Annotated in this window: 12 protein-coding genes and 1 other RNA gene; 3 read left to right on the plus strand and 10 right to left on the minus strand. The window is 72.9% G+C overall.

The window, feature by feature from the left end; translation table 11 throughout:
• Positions 1-3: 3 nt before the first annotated feature.
• Positions 4-246, minus strand: a complete 243-nt coding sequence (locus OG580_RS13400) for a hypothetical protein (RefSeq protein WP_267043895.1) — start codon at positions 244-246, stop codon at positions 4-6.
• Between the two features lie 218 nt (positions 247-464).
• Between OG580_RS13400 and OG580_RS13405 the strand changes: the two genes are divergently transcribed.
• Positions 465-761, plus strand: coding sequence for a DUF6247 family protein (locus OG580_RS13405; RefSeq protein ID WP_267043896.1), 297 nt, complete (start codon positions 465-467; stop codon positions 759-761).
• Positions 762-1,121: 360 nt separating this feature from the next.
• Here the strand turns inward: OG580_RS13405 and ssrA are convergent.
• The 5 genes from ssrA to ftsE form a co-directional block, all read right to left on the minus strand.
• Positions 1,122-1,515, minus strand: a transfer-messenger RNA (tmRNA) gene (ssrA, locus tag OG580_RS13410).
• A gap of 127 nt (positions 1,516-1,642) precedes the next feature.
• Complete coding sequence (smpB, locus tag OG580_RS13415) at positions 1,643-2,182, minus strand: SsrA-binding protein SmpB (protein ID WP_267043897.1); 540 nt, start codon at positions 2,180-2,182, stop codon at positions 1,643-1,645.
• Between the two features lie 18 nt (positions 2,183-2,200).
• Positions 2,201-3,370 (minus strand): S41 family peptidase, encoded by a 1,170-nt coding sequence (locus OG580_RS13420; RefSeq protein ID WP_267043898.1) that lies wholly within the window; start codon positions 3,368-3,370, stop codon positions 2,201-2,203.
• Between the two features lie 78 nt (positions 3,371-3,448).
• Positions 3,449-4,366, minus strand: coding sequence for a permease-like cell division protein FtsX (ftsX, locus tag OG580_RS13425; RefSeq protein ID WP_267043899.1), 918 nt, complete (start codon positions 4,364-4,366; stop codon positions 3,449-3,451).
• A 29-nt stretch (positions 4,367-4,395) separates the two neighbouring features.
• The gene (gene ftsE / locus OG580_RS13430; protein ID WP_024761477.1) at positions 4,396-5,085 is read right to left on the minus strand and encodes a cell division ATP-binding protein FtsE; all 690 of its coding nucleotides are present in this window, start codon (positions 5,083-5,085) and stop codon (positions 4,396-4,398) included.
• A 236-nt stretch (positions 5,086-5,321) separates the two neighbouring features.
• Between ftsE and OG580_RS13435 the strand changes: the two genes are divergently transcribed.
• On the plus strand, positions 5,322-5,504 hold the full coding sequence (locus OG580_RS13435) for a hypothetical protein (protein WP_267043900.1): 183 nt from the start codon (positions 5,322-5,324) through the stop codon (positions 5,502-5,504).
• 153 nt (positions 5,505-5,657) lie between these two features.
• On the opposite strand, the gene OG580_RS13440 is transcribed toward OG580_RS13435, so the two are convergent.
• The 4 genes from OG580_RS13440 to OG580_RS13455 form a co-directional block, all read right to left on the minus strand.
• The gene (locus OG580_RS13440) at positions 5,658-6,503 is read right to left on the minus strand and encodes an LPXTG cell wall anchor domain-containing protein (RefSeq protein ID WP_267043901.1); all 846 of its coding nucleotides are present in this window, start codon (positions 6,501-6,503) and stop codon (positions 5,658-5,660) included.
• A gap of 421 nt (positions 6,504-6,924) precedes the next feature.
• Positions 6,925-8,028: a peptide chain release factor 2 gene (gene prfB / locus OG580_RS13445; RefSeq protein WP_267043902.1), complete on the minus strand. Its 1,104-nt coding sequence runs from the start codon at positions 8,026-8,028 to the stop codon at positions 6,925-6,927.
• A gap of 57 nt (positions 8,029-8,085) precedes the next feature.
• Positions 8,086-9,330 (minus strand): serine/threonine-protein kinase, encoded by a 1,245-nt coding sequence (locus tag OG580_RS13450; protein WP_267043903.1) that lies wholly within the window; start codon positions 9,328-9,330, stop codon positions 8,086-8,088.
• Between the two features lie 107 nt (positions 9,331-9,437).
• A complete protein-coding gene (locus OG580_RS13455; protein WP_267043904.1) occupies positions 9,438-11,255 on the minus strand; it encodes a serine/threonine-protein kinase in 1,818 nt (605 codons plus the stop codon).
• Positions 11,256-11,805: 550 nt separating this feature from the next.
• On the opposite strand from OG580_RS13455, the gene OG580_RS13460 reads away from it, so the two are divergent.
• A complete protein-coding gene (locus OG580_RS13460; protein WP_267043905.1) occupies positions 11,806-15,876 on the plus strand; it encodes an FHA domain-containing protein in 4,071 nt (1,356 codons plus the stop codon).
• Positions 15,877-15,922: the final 46 nt, after the last annotated feature.

Genomic DNA, 15,922 nt, shown 5'->3' on the forward strand with positions numbered 1-15,922 from the left:
GCCTCAGCTCTGCCGCAGGGGCGGCATCGGCACCTGCACGCCGTAGGCGGTCGCCCCCGCCCCGGTGCCGCCCTCGCAGCCGTTGGGCTCCTGCGTGCCGAGGCCCCGCGTCGACGGCTTCTCCGCCGCCCAGAACATGTACCCGAGCAGCCCGGCCGTGGTGCCCGCCCCGTTCGGGGCGGCGTTCCGCACCCAGTCGCCGGTGGCCTTCTGCAGCGAGTTCGCGAAGTCGGTGCACTCGGGCAACGGGCTGCGCCCGTACGCCAGGTAGAGCCCGGCGGTACTGCGCCTTCCCGGGGGACGACCCCCGGACCCCCAGCACGCAGCAGCGCCCCCCTGCGCGAAGCCCCCACCGCCAGGCACCACGCCGGCAGCAGGCCGCGCGCCCTCCCTCGTTTGAGTGACGCCCACGCGCAGGACTCAGCGGTACGGTTCAGGTGTACGCCCGTAGCGGAGGAGAACGCATGAGCGCTCAGCACGCCGAACCCGCCTACCCCACGGCACCCCGCCTGAAAACGGTCGGCGACATACGTGCCGCGTTGCGTCAGGGACGCGGTTTTCCGGGCGACGCGGAGAGCTTTGAAGCCGACCTGGCCCGGGCTCTGGACGCCTCCACGCCCACTGACCTCCACCGTGTCGCCGACGTACTCAACGAGTACGCGGGGAGCATCGCTGCCTACTCGGACCCCGAGTTCGACGCAGCGGTAGAGGAAGGGCTCGACCTGATCTCGGAGATCAAGAAGAGGGGCCCGCTGTCTTGAGCCGACGCACCACGATCGCCGAGATCACCGCAAGCGCGGCTCGACGGTTGAAACTCCTGGGGCCTGTCGCGGAGGAAGCGGTCGAGTCTCTCCGCCGGAAACTCGAGTACGCACCGCGCCTCGGCGTCCGGCGAGAACCTGTCCGCGGGACAGGCGAAGCAACCGCGTACCGGACTCGCGTCGAAGAACGTCCAGGCATGCCAGGGCTGACCATCGTGTACCTGTACCTGCCTCAGCCGGCGCCCCCCGCCGTCGCCATCATCACGGTCACTCCCGATGACTCCGATCGGGACGAGTAGCGGACGGCATGACAAAGGCCCGGCAGTCGTGACGACTGCCGGGCCTTTGCCCACATGGGATGAGTGGAGATGGCGGGAATCGAACCCGCGTCCACCGGTGCAGAAACAGGGCTTCTCCGTGCGCAGTCCGCTACGAGTTTCTCAGCCCCGGAGATCACGCGGACAAGTCTCCGACGGGCTCAGTCACTGTTTGATTTCCCTCTAACCCCCGTGACCGGGGCTAGAGGTTTAGATCCCTAAATGACGCCAGGATCCGGGTCGGGACCACCCCCGGGCTGACGCTCCTCACAGAGGCTTCTGTTCGTTACCTAAAATTAGGCAGCGAGGGCGAAGCGGGAGTTATCGCTCTTGGAGTTGGCGATTATTGGTTGCGACATATGGTTTACGAGATCATTGCCGCTTCCTCGACACGCTTCCCCTGTTTCGACAATCCGCTGTCGAAACCGATCATCCCCATGTTGCTGTATTTAATTGAAAACACAGTTCAAAAGCCGCACCCTCTGTGGGGTGCAAGGCCCATCGTACGTGACCGACGGGTGCTGTCGCCAGCGTATTACCCGCGACCCCGCCGCCGGCAGGCCGCTACGCCGACTGCGCCGCCCGCTGCCTGCGCTTGGCCGCCGCGATGGCCCGGTTCGTCTCGCGCGTGTCCTGCTGTTCCCTCAGGGTCTGACGCTTGTCGTACTCCTTCTTGCCCTTGGCGAGCGCGATCTCGACCTTGACCCGACCGCCCAGGAAGTACAGCGCGAGGGGCACGATCGTGTGACCCGTCTCCTGCGCCTTCGACTCCAGCTTGTCGATCTCCTCGCGGTGCAGCAGGAGCTTGCGCTTCCGCTTCGCCGAGTGGTTGGTCCAGCTGCCCTGCATGTACTCGGGCACATGGATGTTGTGCAGCCACGCCTCGTGGTCGTCGATCTGCACGAATCCGTCGACGAGCGACGCCCGACCCATCCGCAGCGACTTCACCTCGGTGCCCATGAGCACCACACCACACTCATACGTGTCGATGATGTGGTAGTCGTGGCGCGCCTTCTTGTTCTGCGCGATGAGCTTGCGCTCGGGCGCCTTGTCCTGGTTCTTCTTGGCAGGCTTGCCCTGCACGTTCACGAGTCCCTTTGCCATAGTGCGGCCATTTTCGCACTACGAGCCCCCTCTGAGGCCACTCAATACCGTGCGGGCCTGTTCCTCGGCCCCTTCCCCCGCCGTCAGGTCGGGTGTGATGCCCCGGCCGTCCACCGCGTGCCCGGCGGGCGTGCGGTAGTGGCCGACGGTCAGCTCGGCCACGGAGCCGTCCGGAAGGGCGCTCGGCATCTGCACCGAGCCCTTGCCGAAGGTGCGCGAACCGACCGTGACCGCCCGGCCCCGGTCCTGGAGCGCGCCGGTGAGGAGCTCGGCCGCACTCATCGTGCCGCCGTCGATCAGCGCCACCAGGGGCCGGCCGGTGTCGCCGCCCCCGTCCGCGTACACGGCCCGCTGCTCGCCCTCCACGTCGTACGTGGCGACCAGGCCGCCGTCGAGGAAGGCGGAGGCGGCGACGGCGGCCTCCGCGACGAGACCGCCCGCGTTGCCCCGCAGGTCCAGCAGGACCCCGGCGCCGGCCGGGGCGTCCCGTACCGCGTCCCGCACCCGCGCGCCCGCGCCCTTCGTGAAGGCGGCCACCTTGATCAGGACGGCCCCGTCGTCGAGGCGGCGGACGCTGACCGGGTCGGTCGCGAGCCGGGCCCGGTGCAGGGTCCGCGTCCAGGCGACGCGGCCGCGCTCCACCCGGACGGCGACGGCCGATCCCTGGACGCCGTCGCCGCGCAGCAGGGAGACGACCTCGGAGACGGAGAGCCCTCCGACCGGACGCCCGTCGACGGCGACGAGCCGGTCACCGACCCGGAGCCCGGCGCGCTCTGCGGGGCCGCCGGCCTGCACCCGGGTCACCTCGACCCCACCGCCGCCGGTGGCCCGGCCCGCGGAGAGCCCGACGCCCGTGTAGGCGCCGTCGAGGGCCTGCTCGAAGTCGGCGTACTCCTTCTTGTCGTACACCGCGCCCCAGCGGTCGCCGCTGCGGCTGACGAACTCCTCGGCGGCCTGCTTGCCCGACTTCCCGTCGGCCATGGCCGCGGCGGCGGCCCGGTTCAGGGCGGCGCGGTCCACCGTGGCCGTCAGGGCCGGGTCCGGCCGCTCCGCGCCCGCGGTGTCCTGCCGGGGCAGGGAACCGGTGGCGGCGGCCGTGGCGAGGACACCGGTGAAGACCAACGTCAGAACGGCCCCACGGAGCACTCCGCGGGGCCGGATACAGAGGAGGTCGGCGCCGCCCGGCATGGCGCCCACTCTAGGACAAGCGAACGGCGCCGCACGGGCTTTGCCCGTACGACGCCGTTCGCCGTCAGCGGTGTCTTCTCACACCTTCAGGTACTTGCGCAGCGCGACGAACGCGGCCACGGCCGGCATGAGCAGACTGATGGCGAGCATGAGCGGCAGCATGGCGAGGACGGCGTCCCAGCCGATGAACTGGACCAGCTGCATCTTCTCGGCGAGCGCGATGCCGTGGTCGATGAGGAAGTACCGGCCGACGATCAGGAGCACACAGGCCACACCGCCGCCGAGGAGTCCGGCGAACGCGGCCTCCATGATGAACGGCATCTGGATGTAGAAGCTGGACGCGCCGACGAGCCGCATGATGCCCGTCTCGCGGCGGCGGCTGAAGGCCGAGACGCGGACGGTGTTGACGATCAGCATCAGCGCGATGACGAGCATCAGCCCCATGACGCAGAGGGCGGCGATGTTCATTCCGTTCATCAGGTCGAACAGGTTCTGCAGGATGCCCCGCTGGTCCTGCACCGACTCGACGCCGTCACGGCCGGCGACGGCCGTGGCGACCACCTTGTACTTCTCCGGGTCCTTGAGCTTGACCCGGAACGACTCCTGCATCTGGTCCGGCGTGATGACGGAGGCGATGGCGGTGTCGCTGTACTGCTCCTTGTAGTGCTTGAACGCCTCGTCGGCCGACTCGTGGTGCACGGACTCGACGAGGTCCATCTTCTCCAGATCGGCCTCGATCTGCTCCTTCTGCTGACCCGTCACCGCACCCTTGGCGCACTTGGGCGTGGTGGACGCGTCGGTCTTGTTGCAGAGGAAGATCGAGACGTTGACCTTGTCGTACCAGTAGTCCTTCATCGTGCTGACCTGCTCGCGCATGAGCAGCGCGCCGCCGAAGAGGGCGAGCGAGAGGGCCACGGAGATGACGACCGCGAAGGTCATCGTGAGGTTGCGCCGGAGACCGACACCGATCTCGGAGAGCACGAACTGAGCGCGCATGGGTCTGCTTTCTCCTACTCGCTACAGGCTCAGTGCTGGTATCCGTAGACGCCACGCGCCTGGTCACGGACGAGGCGGCCCTTTTCGAGCTCGATGACGCGCTTGCGCATCTGGTCGACGATGTTCTGGTCGTGGGTCGCCATGACGACGGTGGTCCCTGTCCTGTTGATCCGGTCGAGCAGCTTCATGATGCCGACGGAGGTCTGCGGGTCGAGGTTGCCGGTGGGCTCGTCGGCGATCAGCAGCATCGGGCGGTTGACGAAGGCGCGGGCGATGGCCACGCGCTGCTGCTCACCGCCCGAGAGCTCGCCCGGCCGCCGGTCCTCCTTGCCGCCGAGCCCGACCAGGTCGAGCACCTGCGGTACGGCCTTGCGGATCTCGCCGCGCGGCTTGCCGATGACCTCCTGGGCGAAGGCCACGTTCTCTGCGACGGTCTTGTTGGGCAGCAGACGGAAGTCCTGGAAGACGGTGCCGAGCTGGCGCCGCATGTGCGGCACCTTCCAGTTGGAGAGCCGGGCCAGGTCCTTGCCGAGGACGTGCACCTGGCCTTGGCTGGCGCGCTCCTCACGCAGGAGCAGCCGGAGGAAAGTCGACTTTCCGGAGCCGGACGAACCGACGAGGAAGACGAACTCCCCCTTCTCGATCTCCAGGGAGACATCCCGGAGCGCGGGGCGGTTCTGCTTCGGATAGGACTTGGAGACGTTGTCGAATCGGATCACGGATGCACCACGGTCGGCCGGGGGTAGGTGTGCGTGACCTTACGCGAACGGGGATGGCCCGCGCAGTCGCGGTCCTGGCTTGCGTGCTTTATCCTTTTCGCCCTTTGAGTCGGGCGGTGGGTGATCCGTCGGGGCGCGCCGAAACGTCCCGGAGCTGGCACAGTGGTAGGGGGGAACGTCCGGACACCTCCGGGCGTTGTCCTGGTGTGGATCCCTGTGCGGGAGGAGGAGAGCGCATGACCTACGACCGACTGGTGTGCGCCAACTGCGCGGGCCCGGTCGCCGAGGGCCGCTGTCGCGTCTGCCGCGCGAACCGGGAGCGCCTGACCCCTCAGGGGTTGAGCCCCGCGATGCTGCTGACGCTGGCGATCGCCCTGCTCGCCGCGATCGCCCTGCTCACCGCGGTCCGTACGGCCTGATCGGCAAGACACCGCCGGACAGGCCCTAGGGGCGTACGGACGGATCCGGGCGCCCGGGTGGGCGCCGCACGAGCCGGAAGCGCGAGGAAGGGCCGGGGAGATCTCCCCGGCCCTTCTTTCACGCACGTACGTTCACGCGCTCACGCGGGTCCGTCAGACGGCCGCGCGGCCGCCACCGGCCACGAGGCGCGGCAGCATACGGAAACCGATGCCACCGGCGATCATGGTCGCGGCGCCGATGATCAGGAACGAGGTCTCGGCCGCACCGGTCTCGGCGAGCTCTTCCTTCGCCTCACCCTGCTGCACGGGCTGCGAGCCGGCGTTGTTGGTGTCGGTGTTGTTGTTACCGCTGTCCACGCACTCGGCGCCGTCGAGGTCGACGGTGCAGGTGCCGGCGTCGTCACCACTGTCGCCACCGGAACCGGTGGAGCCGGTGGAGCCGTCGACGGTGTCGTCCGGCGTGACGGGGCTCTCGGTGGAACCGCTGCCGCCACCGGTGCTGCCACCGGTGCTGCCGTTGCCACCGTTGCCGTTGCCGCCATTGCCGTTGCCACCGTTGTTGCCGTTACCGCCGCCGGTGTTCCCACCGGTGGTCGGCGGGTCGACGGGCGGGTCCACCGGCGGGTCCACCGGGGGATCGACCGGCGGGTCCACGGGCGGGTCGACCGGCGGGTCGACGGGCGGGTCCACCGGGGGATCGACCGGCGGGTCCACCGGCGGGTCCACGGGCGGGTCGACGGGCGGGTCCACCGGGGGATCGACCGGCGGGTCCACCGGCGGGTCCACGGGCGGGTCGACCGGCGGGTCCACGGGCGGGTCCACCGGAGGATCGACCGGCGGGTCCACCGGCGGGTCCACCGGGCAGTTCAGCGGGTCGGTCTCACAGCTCGGCGGGTCGTCCGTCACGCTGAAGACGTCCACGTCCACGGCCTGCGCCGCACCCGCTGCGGTCAGCGAAGCGCCGGCGGCGATCATGGCGCCGGCCGCGATGCGCGCCATGCGCACTCGCATTTTTCTCGTCATCTGGTTGCTACCCCCAGTAGTCCAACGCGTCATGGGGCAGCGCTCGGGGCCCCGCACAGCAGGGGCAACGTCACGACTGGACCGGCCCCCGTTCACACGCGCCCCAGAAATGCGCATGCCAGTACGCCACCCTTCCGAGTTTCCGATGAAGCGTCAAGGTCGTTGCGCGTGCGATGCCCGAAAGATCCACAAGTGACCGACATGAGACGATGCAACTGTGACGTAAACCCGTAACTCCGGGCCCCACGACATCAGTTGCCTTGTCGACAAAGCACCCCGAGAGTCCCCGTTCCGCTTGCGGCAGCGAATCCGCGCGACGGTACGGAACGAGTCCGGGCCCCGCACCGAGGAGGTGCGGGGCCCGGACTCGTACGGCTGAACGAATCAGCCGGGAAGGCTACTTGTCCTGCTGCTTGCGCCAGCGGATGCCGGCCTCGAGGAAGCCGTCGATCTCGCCGTCCAGGACCGCCTGCGGGTTGCCGACCTCGAACTCCGTCCGGAGGTCCTTGACCATCTGGTACGGGTGGAGGACGTACGAGCGCATCTGGTTGCCCCAGGAGCTGCCGCTGTCCTTGAGGGCGTCCATCCTGGCGCGCTCCTCCTGGCGCTGGCGCTCCAGGAGCTTGGCCTGGAGGACGTTCATGGCGCTCGCCTTGTTCTGGATCTGGGAGCGCTCGTTCTGGCAGGAGACCACGATGCCGGTCGGGAGGTGCGTGATGCGCACCGCCGAGTCGGTCGTGTTGACGCCCTGGCCGCCGGGGCCCGACGCGCGGTACACGTCGACGCGGAGCTCGGACTCGTCGATCTCGACGTGGTCGGAGGACTCGACGACCGGGAGGACCTCGACGCCCGCGAAGGACGTCTGACGGCGGCCCTGGTTGTCGAAGGGCGAGATGCGGACCAGTCGGTGCGTGCCCTGCTCGACGGAGAGCGTGCCGTAGGCGTACGGCGTCTTCACCACGAAGGTGGTCGACTTGATGCCGGCCTCTTCCGCGTACGAGGTCTCGTAGATCTCCGTCGCGTAGCCGTGGCGCTCCGCCCAGCGCAGGTACATGCGCTGGAGCCGCTCGGCGAAGTCGGAGGCGTCGACGCCACCGGCCTCGGCGCGGATGTTGACCAGGGCCTCACGCTCGTCGTACTCGCCGGAGAGGAGCGTGCGGACCTCCATCTCGTCGAGGGCCTTGCGGACGGAGATGAGCTCCGTCTCGGCCTCGGCGAGGGTGTCCGGGTCGTCCATCTCCTCTGCGAGCTCGAAGAGCACCGCGAGGTCGTCGATCCGCCCGCGCAGGGTCTCGGCCTTGCGGACCTCGGCCTGGAGGTGCGAAAGCTTGCTCGTGATCTTCTGCGCCGCCTCCGGGTCGTCCCACAGGGACGGGGCCGCGGCCTGCTCTTCGAGCACGGCGATGTCGGCCCTCAGCTTCTCGAGGTCCAGGACGGCCTCGATCGACCCCATGGTCGAGGAGAGGGACTTCAGCTCTTCGGATACATCGACGACTGCCACGCGTCCAGCGTAACGGCTCCGGGCAAGGAGCCGAACCTTCGGCCGTCGCGGCTGTGCCTACGGCTGGGAGGACTGCTTCGAGTCCTGCGGCGGCGCGTCCCCGTCACCGGAGACCGCCAGGTATCCGCCGGCGCCGAGCGCCCCCGCGACCACGACCGCCGCGACGGCGAGGGTGATACGGCGTTTGCGGACCACGCCCGCCTTGTGGCGGGCGGAGCCGGGCCGCCGGGCGCCCGCCGGGCGCGGGGCGCGGGCGGTGCCGAGGGGGCCGCCGGAGAGCTCGTCGGGGGCGGGGACCCGCATGGAGGTGTGGGTGTCGCGGTTGGAGTCGGCGGAGGCGCCGGGGACGAGCGGGACGGCGGCCCGGCGCGGGCCGGGCTCACCGGCACCCGCACCGGTGGCGTACGCGTCCTCCTCGTACGGCTCCGGTGTCGACGCCGGCTCCGCGTCGGGTTCGTCCACGTCCAGCGGCGGGATGCCCTTGAGCAGCGGCAGGACGTCCTTGAGGCGGGCGGCGAGCTCGGAGGCGCGCAGCCGGGAGGCGGGGGCCTTGGCGAGGCACTGCACGATCAGCTGCCAGAGCTCCTCGGGGATGCCGGGGAGCGGGACGACGGTCTCGGTGACGTGGCGGCGCAGGACGGCGCCGGGGTGGCCGCCGCCGAAGGGAGTGAAGCCGGCCAGCAGCTCGTAGAGCACGGTGGCGAGGGCGTAGATGTCGACGGCGGCGCGCGGCGGGAGGCCCTCGACGATCTCGGGGGCGAGGTAGTCGGGGGTGCCGATGATCCGGGTGGCCTTGGTGCGGCCCGGGGTGTCGATCAGCTTGGCGACGCCGAAGTCGGTGAGGAGGGCGGGGTGGGCGCCTCCCGGGCCGAGCGGGCCCTCCATGTCGAGCAGGATGTTCTCCGGCTTGACGTCCCGGTGGACGACCCCGGCGGCGTGCGCGGCGGCCAGGGCGTCGGCGACGTCGGCGATGATCGCGACGGCGGCCTCGGGGGCGAGCCGTCGCTCCCGGTCCAGGCGGGTGCGCAGGTCGGTGCCGCGCACGAGGTCCATGACCAGGGCCAGGTCCGTGCCGTCGACGACGAGGTCGCGGACCTTGACCACCCGGGGGTGCTCGAGACCGAGCAGGGCGGTCCGCTCCTGGACGAAACGGCCGACGAGCTCCTGGTCGGAGGCCAGGTCTTCGCGCAGCAGTTTGACGGCGACGGGCCCTTCGGGTCCCTCGCCGAGCCACACCGTTCCGGCGCTGCCTCGCCCGAGGATCTGGTGGGCGGTGTAGCGGCTGCCGATGTTCCGTGCCAAGACTGCTCCCTCAGCGGCTGCGGTTCGCGTCAAAACTACGCGTCCGCAGCCGCCGATCGTCACTTCCGAAGGGAAATCACCCTTCGGAAGTCGATAAATCGGCAGTATTACTGCCCCGTACCGCCGGTAGTACCCCCGGAGCCGGTGGCTTCGCCGATCGTGGAGACCCAGTCCGTGACCGTCGAGATGCCGTCTCCGATGGCCTCCCAGTAGCCCTTGCCCTCGGCGATCCAGCCCTGGAGCGGGGTCAGCTCCCAGATGAGCCAGCCCGCGATCACGAACAGGACGATCGTGAACAGGCAGCCCTTGAGGCAGCCGAGGCCGGGGATCCTCATGGGGTTCGCGCTGCGCTGGCGCGGCGGGCGCGGCTCGCGGGGCGCGGGGGCCTGGGGCGGCGGCTGCGGGGGCGTGTACTGCTGCTGGGGCGGCGCGTACTGCTGCTGCGGGGCCGGCGGCTGCGGGGCCGCGTACTGCTGCGGCTGGTGCTGCTGCTGGTACTGCTGCTGCTGCGGAGCCGGGTGCTGCTGGTGCTGGGGCGGCCGCTGCTGCCCGTACTGACCCTGCTGGCCGTACTGACCCTGGCCCTGCTGGCCGTACTGCCCTTGCTGGCCCTGGCCCTGCTGGCCGTACTGACCCTGCTGCCCCTGGCCCTGGCCCTGGCCCTGGCCCTGGCCCTGCTGACCGTACTGACCCTGCTGCCCCTGACCCTGCTGCGGGCGCTGCGGGCGGCGGCGCAGCGGATCCTGGCTCGGGTCCAGGTACTGCACCTGCGTCTGCTCGTTGCGGTCGCGGGCCGCGCGCAGCTGGCTCTGCCAGGGGTGCGGGTCCTCGGACTGCGGCGGCTGGGACGGTACGGGCGGCATGACGGCGGTCGGGTCGGCGCCGCCCGCGGGACCGCTGGTCGGCATCACGCTGGTCGCCGCGGCGGGGTCGTACTGCGACGGGGCGCCGGAGCCGCTGGGCAGCACCTGGGTGGCGTCCGCGGCCCCCGGGGTCTCGGGGACCGGCGCGGGCGCCGGGTCCGGGGCGAGGAGCGCGCCGACGCCGTCCGCCGCCTCGATCTGGGCGGGAGTGGCGTGGACGCCGATGCCGGCGGCGACCGCGCGCAGGCCACGGGCGAGGTTCTCGGCGCTCGGCCGGTGGTCGGGGTTCTTGCTGAGGCAGCGCTCTATGACCGTCCACAGCGGTCCGGGCACGGTCGAGGGCCTGCGCGGCTCCTCGCTGAGGTGCCGGTGGAGGACTTCGAGGGCGGTGCCGCCCGCGAACGGGGGCCGGCCGGTGACCAGCTCGTAGAGGAGGATGCCCGCGCCGTAGATGTCGACGGCGGAGGTCTGCGGGCGGCCCTCGGCGGACTCGGGCGCCACGTACGCGGGCGTGCCGACGAACTCGTGCGTCCGGGTCAGGCCCGGGGAGTCCGCGAGGCGCGCGATGCCGAAGTCGGTGAGCATCGGGTGCATCTGGCCGCCCTGCTCGGCGAGCAGGACGTTGGCCGGCTTGAGGTCGCGGTGGACGACCCCGTCGGCGTGACTGGCGGCGAGCGCGTCGGCGATCTGGGCCGTCAGGAGGGAGGCGGCGACCGGGGTGAGCGGTCCGCTCTCCCTGATGTACCGGTGCAGGTCGGGGCCTTCGACGAGGTCCATGACGAGGGCGAGGACATCGCCCTCGACGACCAGGTCGCGGGTGCGCACGATGTTCGGGTGGGTCAGCCGGAGGAGCACGGACCGCTCGCGCAGGAAGCGCATGACGATGTCCGCGTCGTTGGCCAGCTCCTCCTTGAGGACCTTGATCGCGACGGTCTCGCCGGGCTGGCCGGGCACGGCCGCCTCGGCGCCGGCCGTCTCCCGCTGGCGGGCTCGCCAGACGGTGCCCGTGGCGCCGCGTCCGAGCGGCTCCTCGAGCAGGTACTTGCTGCCGATAGGCCGCACGTCACGCGCTCCCTGCTGATCGTGGTCCTGGGGTCGTTCCGGTGTTGTCCCCGGTGTCCCTGTCCTCTGTTGTGACCCGTCCGGGTGTCCGACCCACTTTAGTGCCGCCGAACGGGTCACAGCCCGGTCGTCCACAGGCCGGTTTTCCGGGCCCGCGCACGGGGTCGCGTACGGGTCGGGCACGCGTCGCGTGCGCGTCGGGCGGAGCTCCGGCTCCGGCCCGACGCGCCGGGAACCGGCCTGGATCGTGTCCGGAACTTGTCCGGAAGAAGACGCTCCACGGGCCGCGACGGTTGCCAGGCATGCTCCGAAGGCATGCTCAACCAGGCATTTTTAGGACCGCAGCCGACCATTCAAGATCACTTGTGGCCGACCCGGGGGCAGGTTGTCGGTGGCAGGTGCGAGGATGCCTACAGCACGTCGCATCGGTGGGGTCGGGAGCCCCCGCGCCGTGCCGACCTGTACCGGACGACGCGTCCGTGCCGGGTGGGGGGAGTCACAGGGCGGTCCCCCTGCCGGGCATCTCGCGCAGAAGGGACCGCTGACGGCGATGCAGATCCGGCTGACCGTCCTCGCGCCGCACTCCGGCCATGGCAGCCACGGCGGCCACGGCGCCGGGCGCGCCTGTGACGTGCTCGTCACGGCCCCCGCCGGGACGGCGCTCGCCGCCGTCGCCTCCGGTCTGGCCGCCGCCGTCACCGGCCCCGACACCTCCGCCTCGGGCACGACCGTGCTCTACGCCGGCGGGGAGCGCCTCGACAGTCGGCGGTGCGTGCTCGGCGAGCCCCCGCTCGTCGACGGCGCCGTCCTCTCGCTCCAGGTCCCCGGCCCCGACGACCGGGTCGGTGAGGCCGCCTCCGCGCGGCTGCACGTCGTGGCGGGACCGGACGCGGGCGGGGTGCACCTGCTGCACGGCGGACCGATCAGAATCGGCCGTTCCGTCGACGCCGACGTGCCGCTCGACGACCCGGACGTCTCCCGCGCGCACTGCACGGTGACCGTCGGCGACGACGGCCGCGTCACCGTCTCCGACCTGGGCTCGACGAACGGGACGACGCTCGACGGCGCCCCGGTCGGCGGCCGCCCGGTGCGGCTCCTCCCCGGTTCCCTGCTGCGCCTCGGCGAGTCCGCCCTCCGTCTGACCGGCCCCGGCGACGAACTCGGGGGTACGGACGCGGTGGCGACCGCACCCGACGGCGAAGGCCACCTGCGCGTCGCGCGCGGGGCGGCCGGACCGTCCGGACCCGAGGGGACGCCGTCGGCCGGCGCGCCCCCCGCGCCCTCCGCCCACCCGGTGGACGACACGACCCACGGGGGCGCGCGCGGCATCCCGTACGACGCCTCCCACGCCACCTCCCCGGGTGCCCGCCGCAACGACGTCTACGTCGATCCGTACGCCGATCCGTACGGCGGCCGCCCCGGTGTCGACTCCCCCGGCCACGCGCGCGCGGAGGAGCCCGAGGACCCTGACGACCACGCCGGCGGCGAGGCCCACAGCCGGACCCGTCCGTCCCGTCGCGAGGCGGCCGCACCGGCCCCCGCGCCCGGCCGCACGGCCGGGAAGCGCGGGCTCGGCGCGTGGGCCCGGCGCCTCGCGGGCGGGCGCGAGGAGCTCCCGGCCACCGCAGCCGACCCCCTGACCACCCCGGACACGCACGTGGGCGCGCCCGCGAGTGCCCGGGCAGGCGAGCGGCCCGGCCCCGGCGCGCGGGACACGGCCACCGGGCCCGTGCCCGTGGCCGACACCTGGCCCGACCCGGCCACCGTCCTGCTCACCGCCCTCGGCCCCGGCCCGCGCCTCTGGGAGCGGGCGGAGGGCCATCCCGAGTCCCTCGTGGTCCGGCTCGGCACCACCGACCGCGCCGAGCTCTCCGGAGTGCCGGTCACCATCGGGCTGCGTGAGGCCGGTTCGCTCGGTCTCGCGGGCCCCGCCGACCGGCTCGCCGGGCTCGCCCGCTCGGTCGTGGCCCAGCTCGCCGCCCTGCACTCCCCCTCCGACCTGGAGATCGTGCTGATCAGCGCCGACCGGAACCGCTCCCTTGAGGAGCGGCGCCGCGCCTGGGGCTGGCTCGGCTGGCTCCCGCACGTCCGGCCGGCCCACGGCCAGGACTGCCGCCTGCTCCTCGCGTACGACCGCGAGCAGGCCCAGGCGCGTACGGCCGAGCTGACCCGGCGACTCGACGACGGTCCGCTCGGTCCCGGCTGGCCCAGCGCCGACCGCGCGTCCGTCGCCGAGGCCGCCGCGCGCCACGGCGGGCCGGCGACGGTCGTGATCGTGGACGGCGACCCCGGTTCGGCCGCGCTGCGCGAGACGGTCGCGCGGCTCGCGGGCGCCGGTGCGGCGGCCGGCATCCACCTTCTGTGCCTCGCCGAGGCGCCCTCGGCGACCCCGGAATCGCCCGTGGCCGCCACCTACGAGGCCGCCTGTGCCGCGTCCCTCGCCTTCCGCGAGTGCGGGGCCGCCGCGCTCCTCAGCGGCGACGTGGCGACGGCCCTGCGGCTGATCCGCACCTCCGGCGGGCGGGTCGCAGGCCACGGCACCGTCGGCGTGGTCGACGCGGTCTCCGTCGCCTGGGCCGACCGTTTCGGCCGCGCCCTCGCCCCGCTGCGTACGGAGACGGCGGCGGCGCCGCGCGGCCGGGCCGCCGCCCTGCCCCCGTCCTCGCGCCTGCTCGACGAGCTCGGCCTGGCCCGGGCCACGCCCGCCTCCCTGCTGGCCCGCTGGGCCTCCGCCGGGGACGGCACCGTCGTGCTCGGCACGGGCCCGCGCGGCCCGCTGGCGGTGGACCTCACCCAGGAGGGTCCGCACCTGCTGATCGAGGGACCCGCGGGCAGCGGCCGCACGGAGCTGCTCCGCTCGGTCGCCGCCTCCCTGGCGGCCGGGGGCCGCCCCGACCGGCTGGGCCTGCTCCTGGTGGACGGCGCGGGCGGCGACCGCGGCGAGGGCCTCGCGGTCTGTACGGAACTGCCGCACGTCACCGAGCACCTGATCGCCTCCGACCCGGTACGGATGCGGGAGTTCGCGCAGGCGCTGGGCGCCGAGCTGAAGCGCCGGGCGGAGATCCTGGGCGACGGCCACTTCGCCGACCGCCGGGGCACGCGCGCGGCCGACCGGCTGATCGGCCAGCGTTCCGCGAGCGCGGCGGAGTCCGTACCCCAGGGTGCCCGCGCGACGGTCCGCGTCACCGCCGACCCGGGGGATCTGACGGACCGCCCGAGCGGCCGCACCCTCCGCACGGGCGACGGCACGATCGGCTCCCTCCCGACCGGCCGGGGGACCCGTACCCCCGACGGCGACCTCGGCGGCCGCCCCAGCGGCAGGATCACGTACTCGAGCGCGGCCGACCTGAACGGCCGCTCCGGCGGACGCGTGTCCCGCACCGGCGACAACAGCCTCCACGACCGCCCCAGCGGCCGTACCCTCCGCGTCGGCGACGACGACACGGCCCGCCCCGGCACCCAGGCCCCGCACCCGGGCGCGGACGACGTGGGCGGCCGCGCCAGTGGCCGGGTTCCGTACCCCGGCGCGGACGACGTGGGCGGCCGCGCCAGTGGCCGGGTTCCGTACCCCGGCGCGGACGACCTCGACAGCCGCACCAGCGGCCGCGTACCCCGCACCGGCTCGGGCGACATCGGCGGCCGCCCCAGCGGACGCCTCCCCTACCCCGGCACGGACGACCTCGACAGCCGCACCAGCGGCCGCGTACCCCGCACCGGCTCGGGCGACATCGGCGCACGCCCCAGCGGACGCCTCCCCTACCCCGGCGCCGACGACCTCGGCGAGCGGTCCGGTTCCCGGACGCGGCCGGCCGGCGGGGGCGCCTTCCTGGCCGATACGCCCAGCGGGCGACTGCCTCGGCGTGAGGGCGGGTCCCTTGAGGATCGCCCGAGCAGCCGGACCCTCCGCACCGGCAACGGTGACCTCACTGACCAGTCGAGCGGGCGCGTGTCGGCCTCCGGGGCCGGCGGGCGCGTCCCGCACCCCGCGAGCGAGCAGCAGGCCGGGGCAGCCGACCCGGCCAGTGGGCGGATTCCGCGTCCCGCCGTCGGGGAGCCCGGGGCCGCCCGGCATGCGGCGGGTTCCGGGCCGCTGCCCCGGCTCGTCGTCCTCGTCGACGACTTCGACGCCCTCGTCGCCCCGGCGCTCGGCGCCCCCGGCCGTCCGGCCGCCGGGTCCGTCGTGCGGGCCCTGGAGGCCGTCGCCCGGCACGGCGAGCGGCTCGGGGTGCACCTCGTCGCCACCTCGGCGCGCCCGGACCGTACCGCCGACACCGAGCTCGCCCACGGGGCGCGGCTGCGGATCGTGCTCGACGCGCCCCCGGTGGCCGCGGGCCCGGACGTACCGGCGGCAGGCCGGGGCAGGCTCGGGCACCCGGACGGGCGCGTGACCCCGTTCCAGGCGGGCCGCGTCACCGGCCGCATCCCCCGGACGGCGACGCTCCGCCCGGTCGTCGTCCCGCTGGAGTGGGAGCGGATGGGCGACCCGCCCACCCGTCGCCCGGTCCGCGAACTGGGCAACGGCCCGACGGACCTGGCACTCCTCGCGAGCGCCCTGGACCGGGCGGCGCGTTCGGTCGAGGCGTCCCCCATAGCACCGCTCGCCCCCGCCACCCGCACCTGACGGCACGTCACGAGGGCATCACGATCGCCCACTTGACGCGGAAGGC

This window comes from Streptomyces sp. NBC_00094 (genome assembly GCF_026343125.1).
Classification (GTDB): domain Bacteria; phylum Actinomycetota; class Actinomycetes; order Streptomycetales; family Streptomycetaceae; genus Streptomyces.

Bases quoted from the DNA above. Each gene is read 5' to 3' on its own strand.
- OG580_RS13405 (WP_267043896.1), top strand. From the start codon at position 465: ATGAGCGCTCAGCACGCCGAACCCGCCTACCCCACGGCACCCCGCCTG.
- smpB (WP_267043897.1), bottom strand. From the start codon at position 2,182: ATGGCAAAGGGACTCGTGAACGTGCAGGGCAAGCCTGCCAAGAAGAAC.
- OG580_RS13420 (WP_267043898.1), bottom strand. From the start codon at position 3,370: ATGCCGGGCGGCGCCGACCTCCTCTGTATCCGGCCCCGCGGAGTGCTC.
- ftsX (WP_267043899.1), bottom strand. From the start codon at position 4,366: ATGCGCGCTCAGTTCGTGCTCTCCGAGATCGGTGTCGGTCTCCGGCGC.
- OG580_RS13435 (WP_267043900.1), top strand. From the start codon at position 5,322: ATGACCTACGACCGACTGGTGTGCGCCAACTGCGCGGGCCCGGTCGCC.
- OG580_RS13440 (WP_267043901.1), bottom strand. From the start codon at position 6,503: ATGGCGCGCATCGCGGCCGGCGCCATGATCGCCGCCGGCGCTTCGCTG.
- OG580_RS13460 (WP_267043905.1), top strand. From the start codon at position 11,806: ATGCAGATCCGGCTGACCGTCCTCGCGCCGCACTCCGGCCATGGCAGC.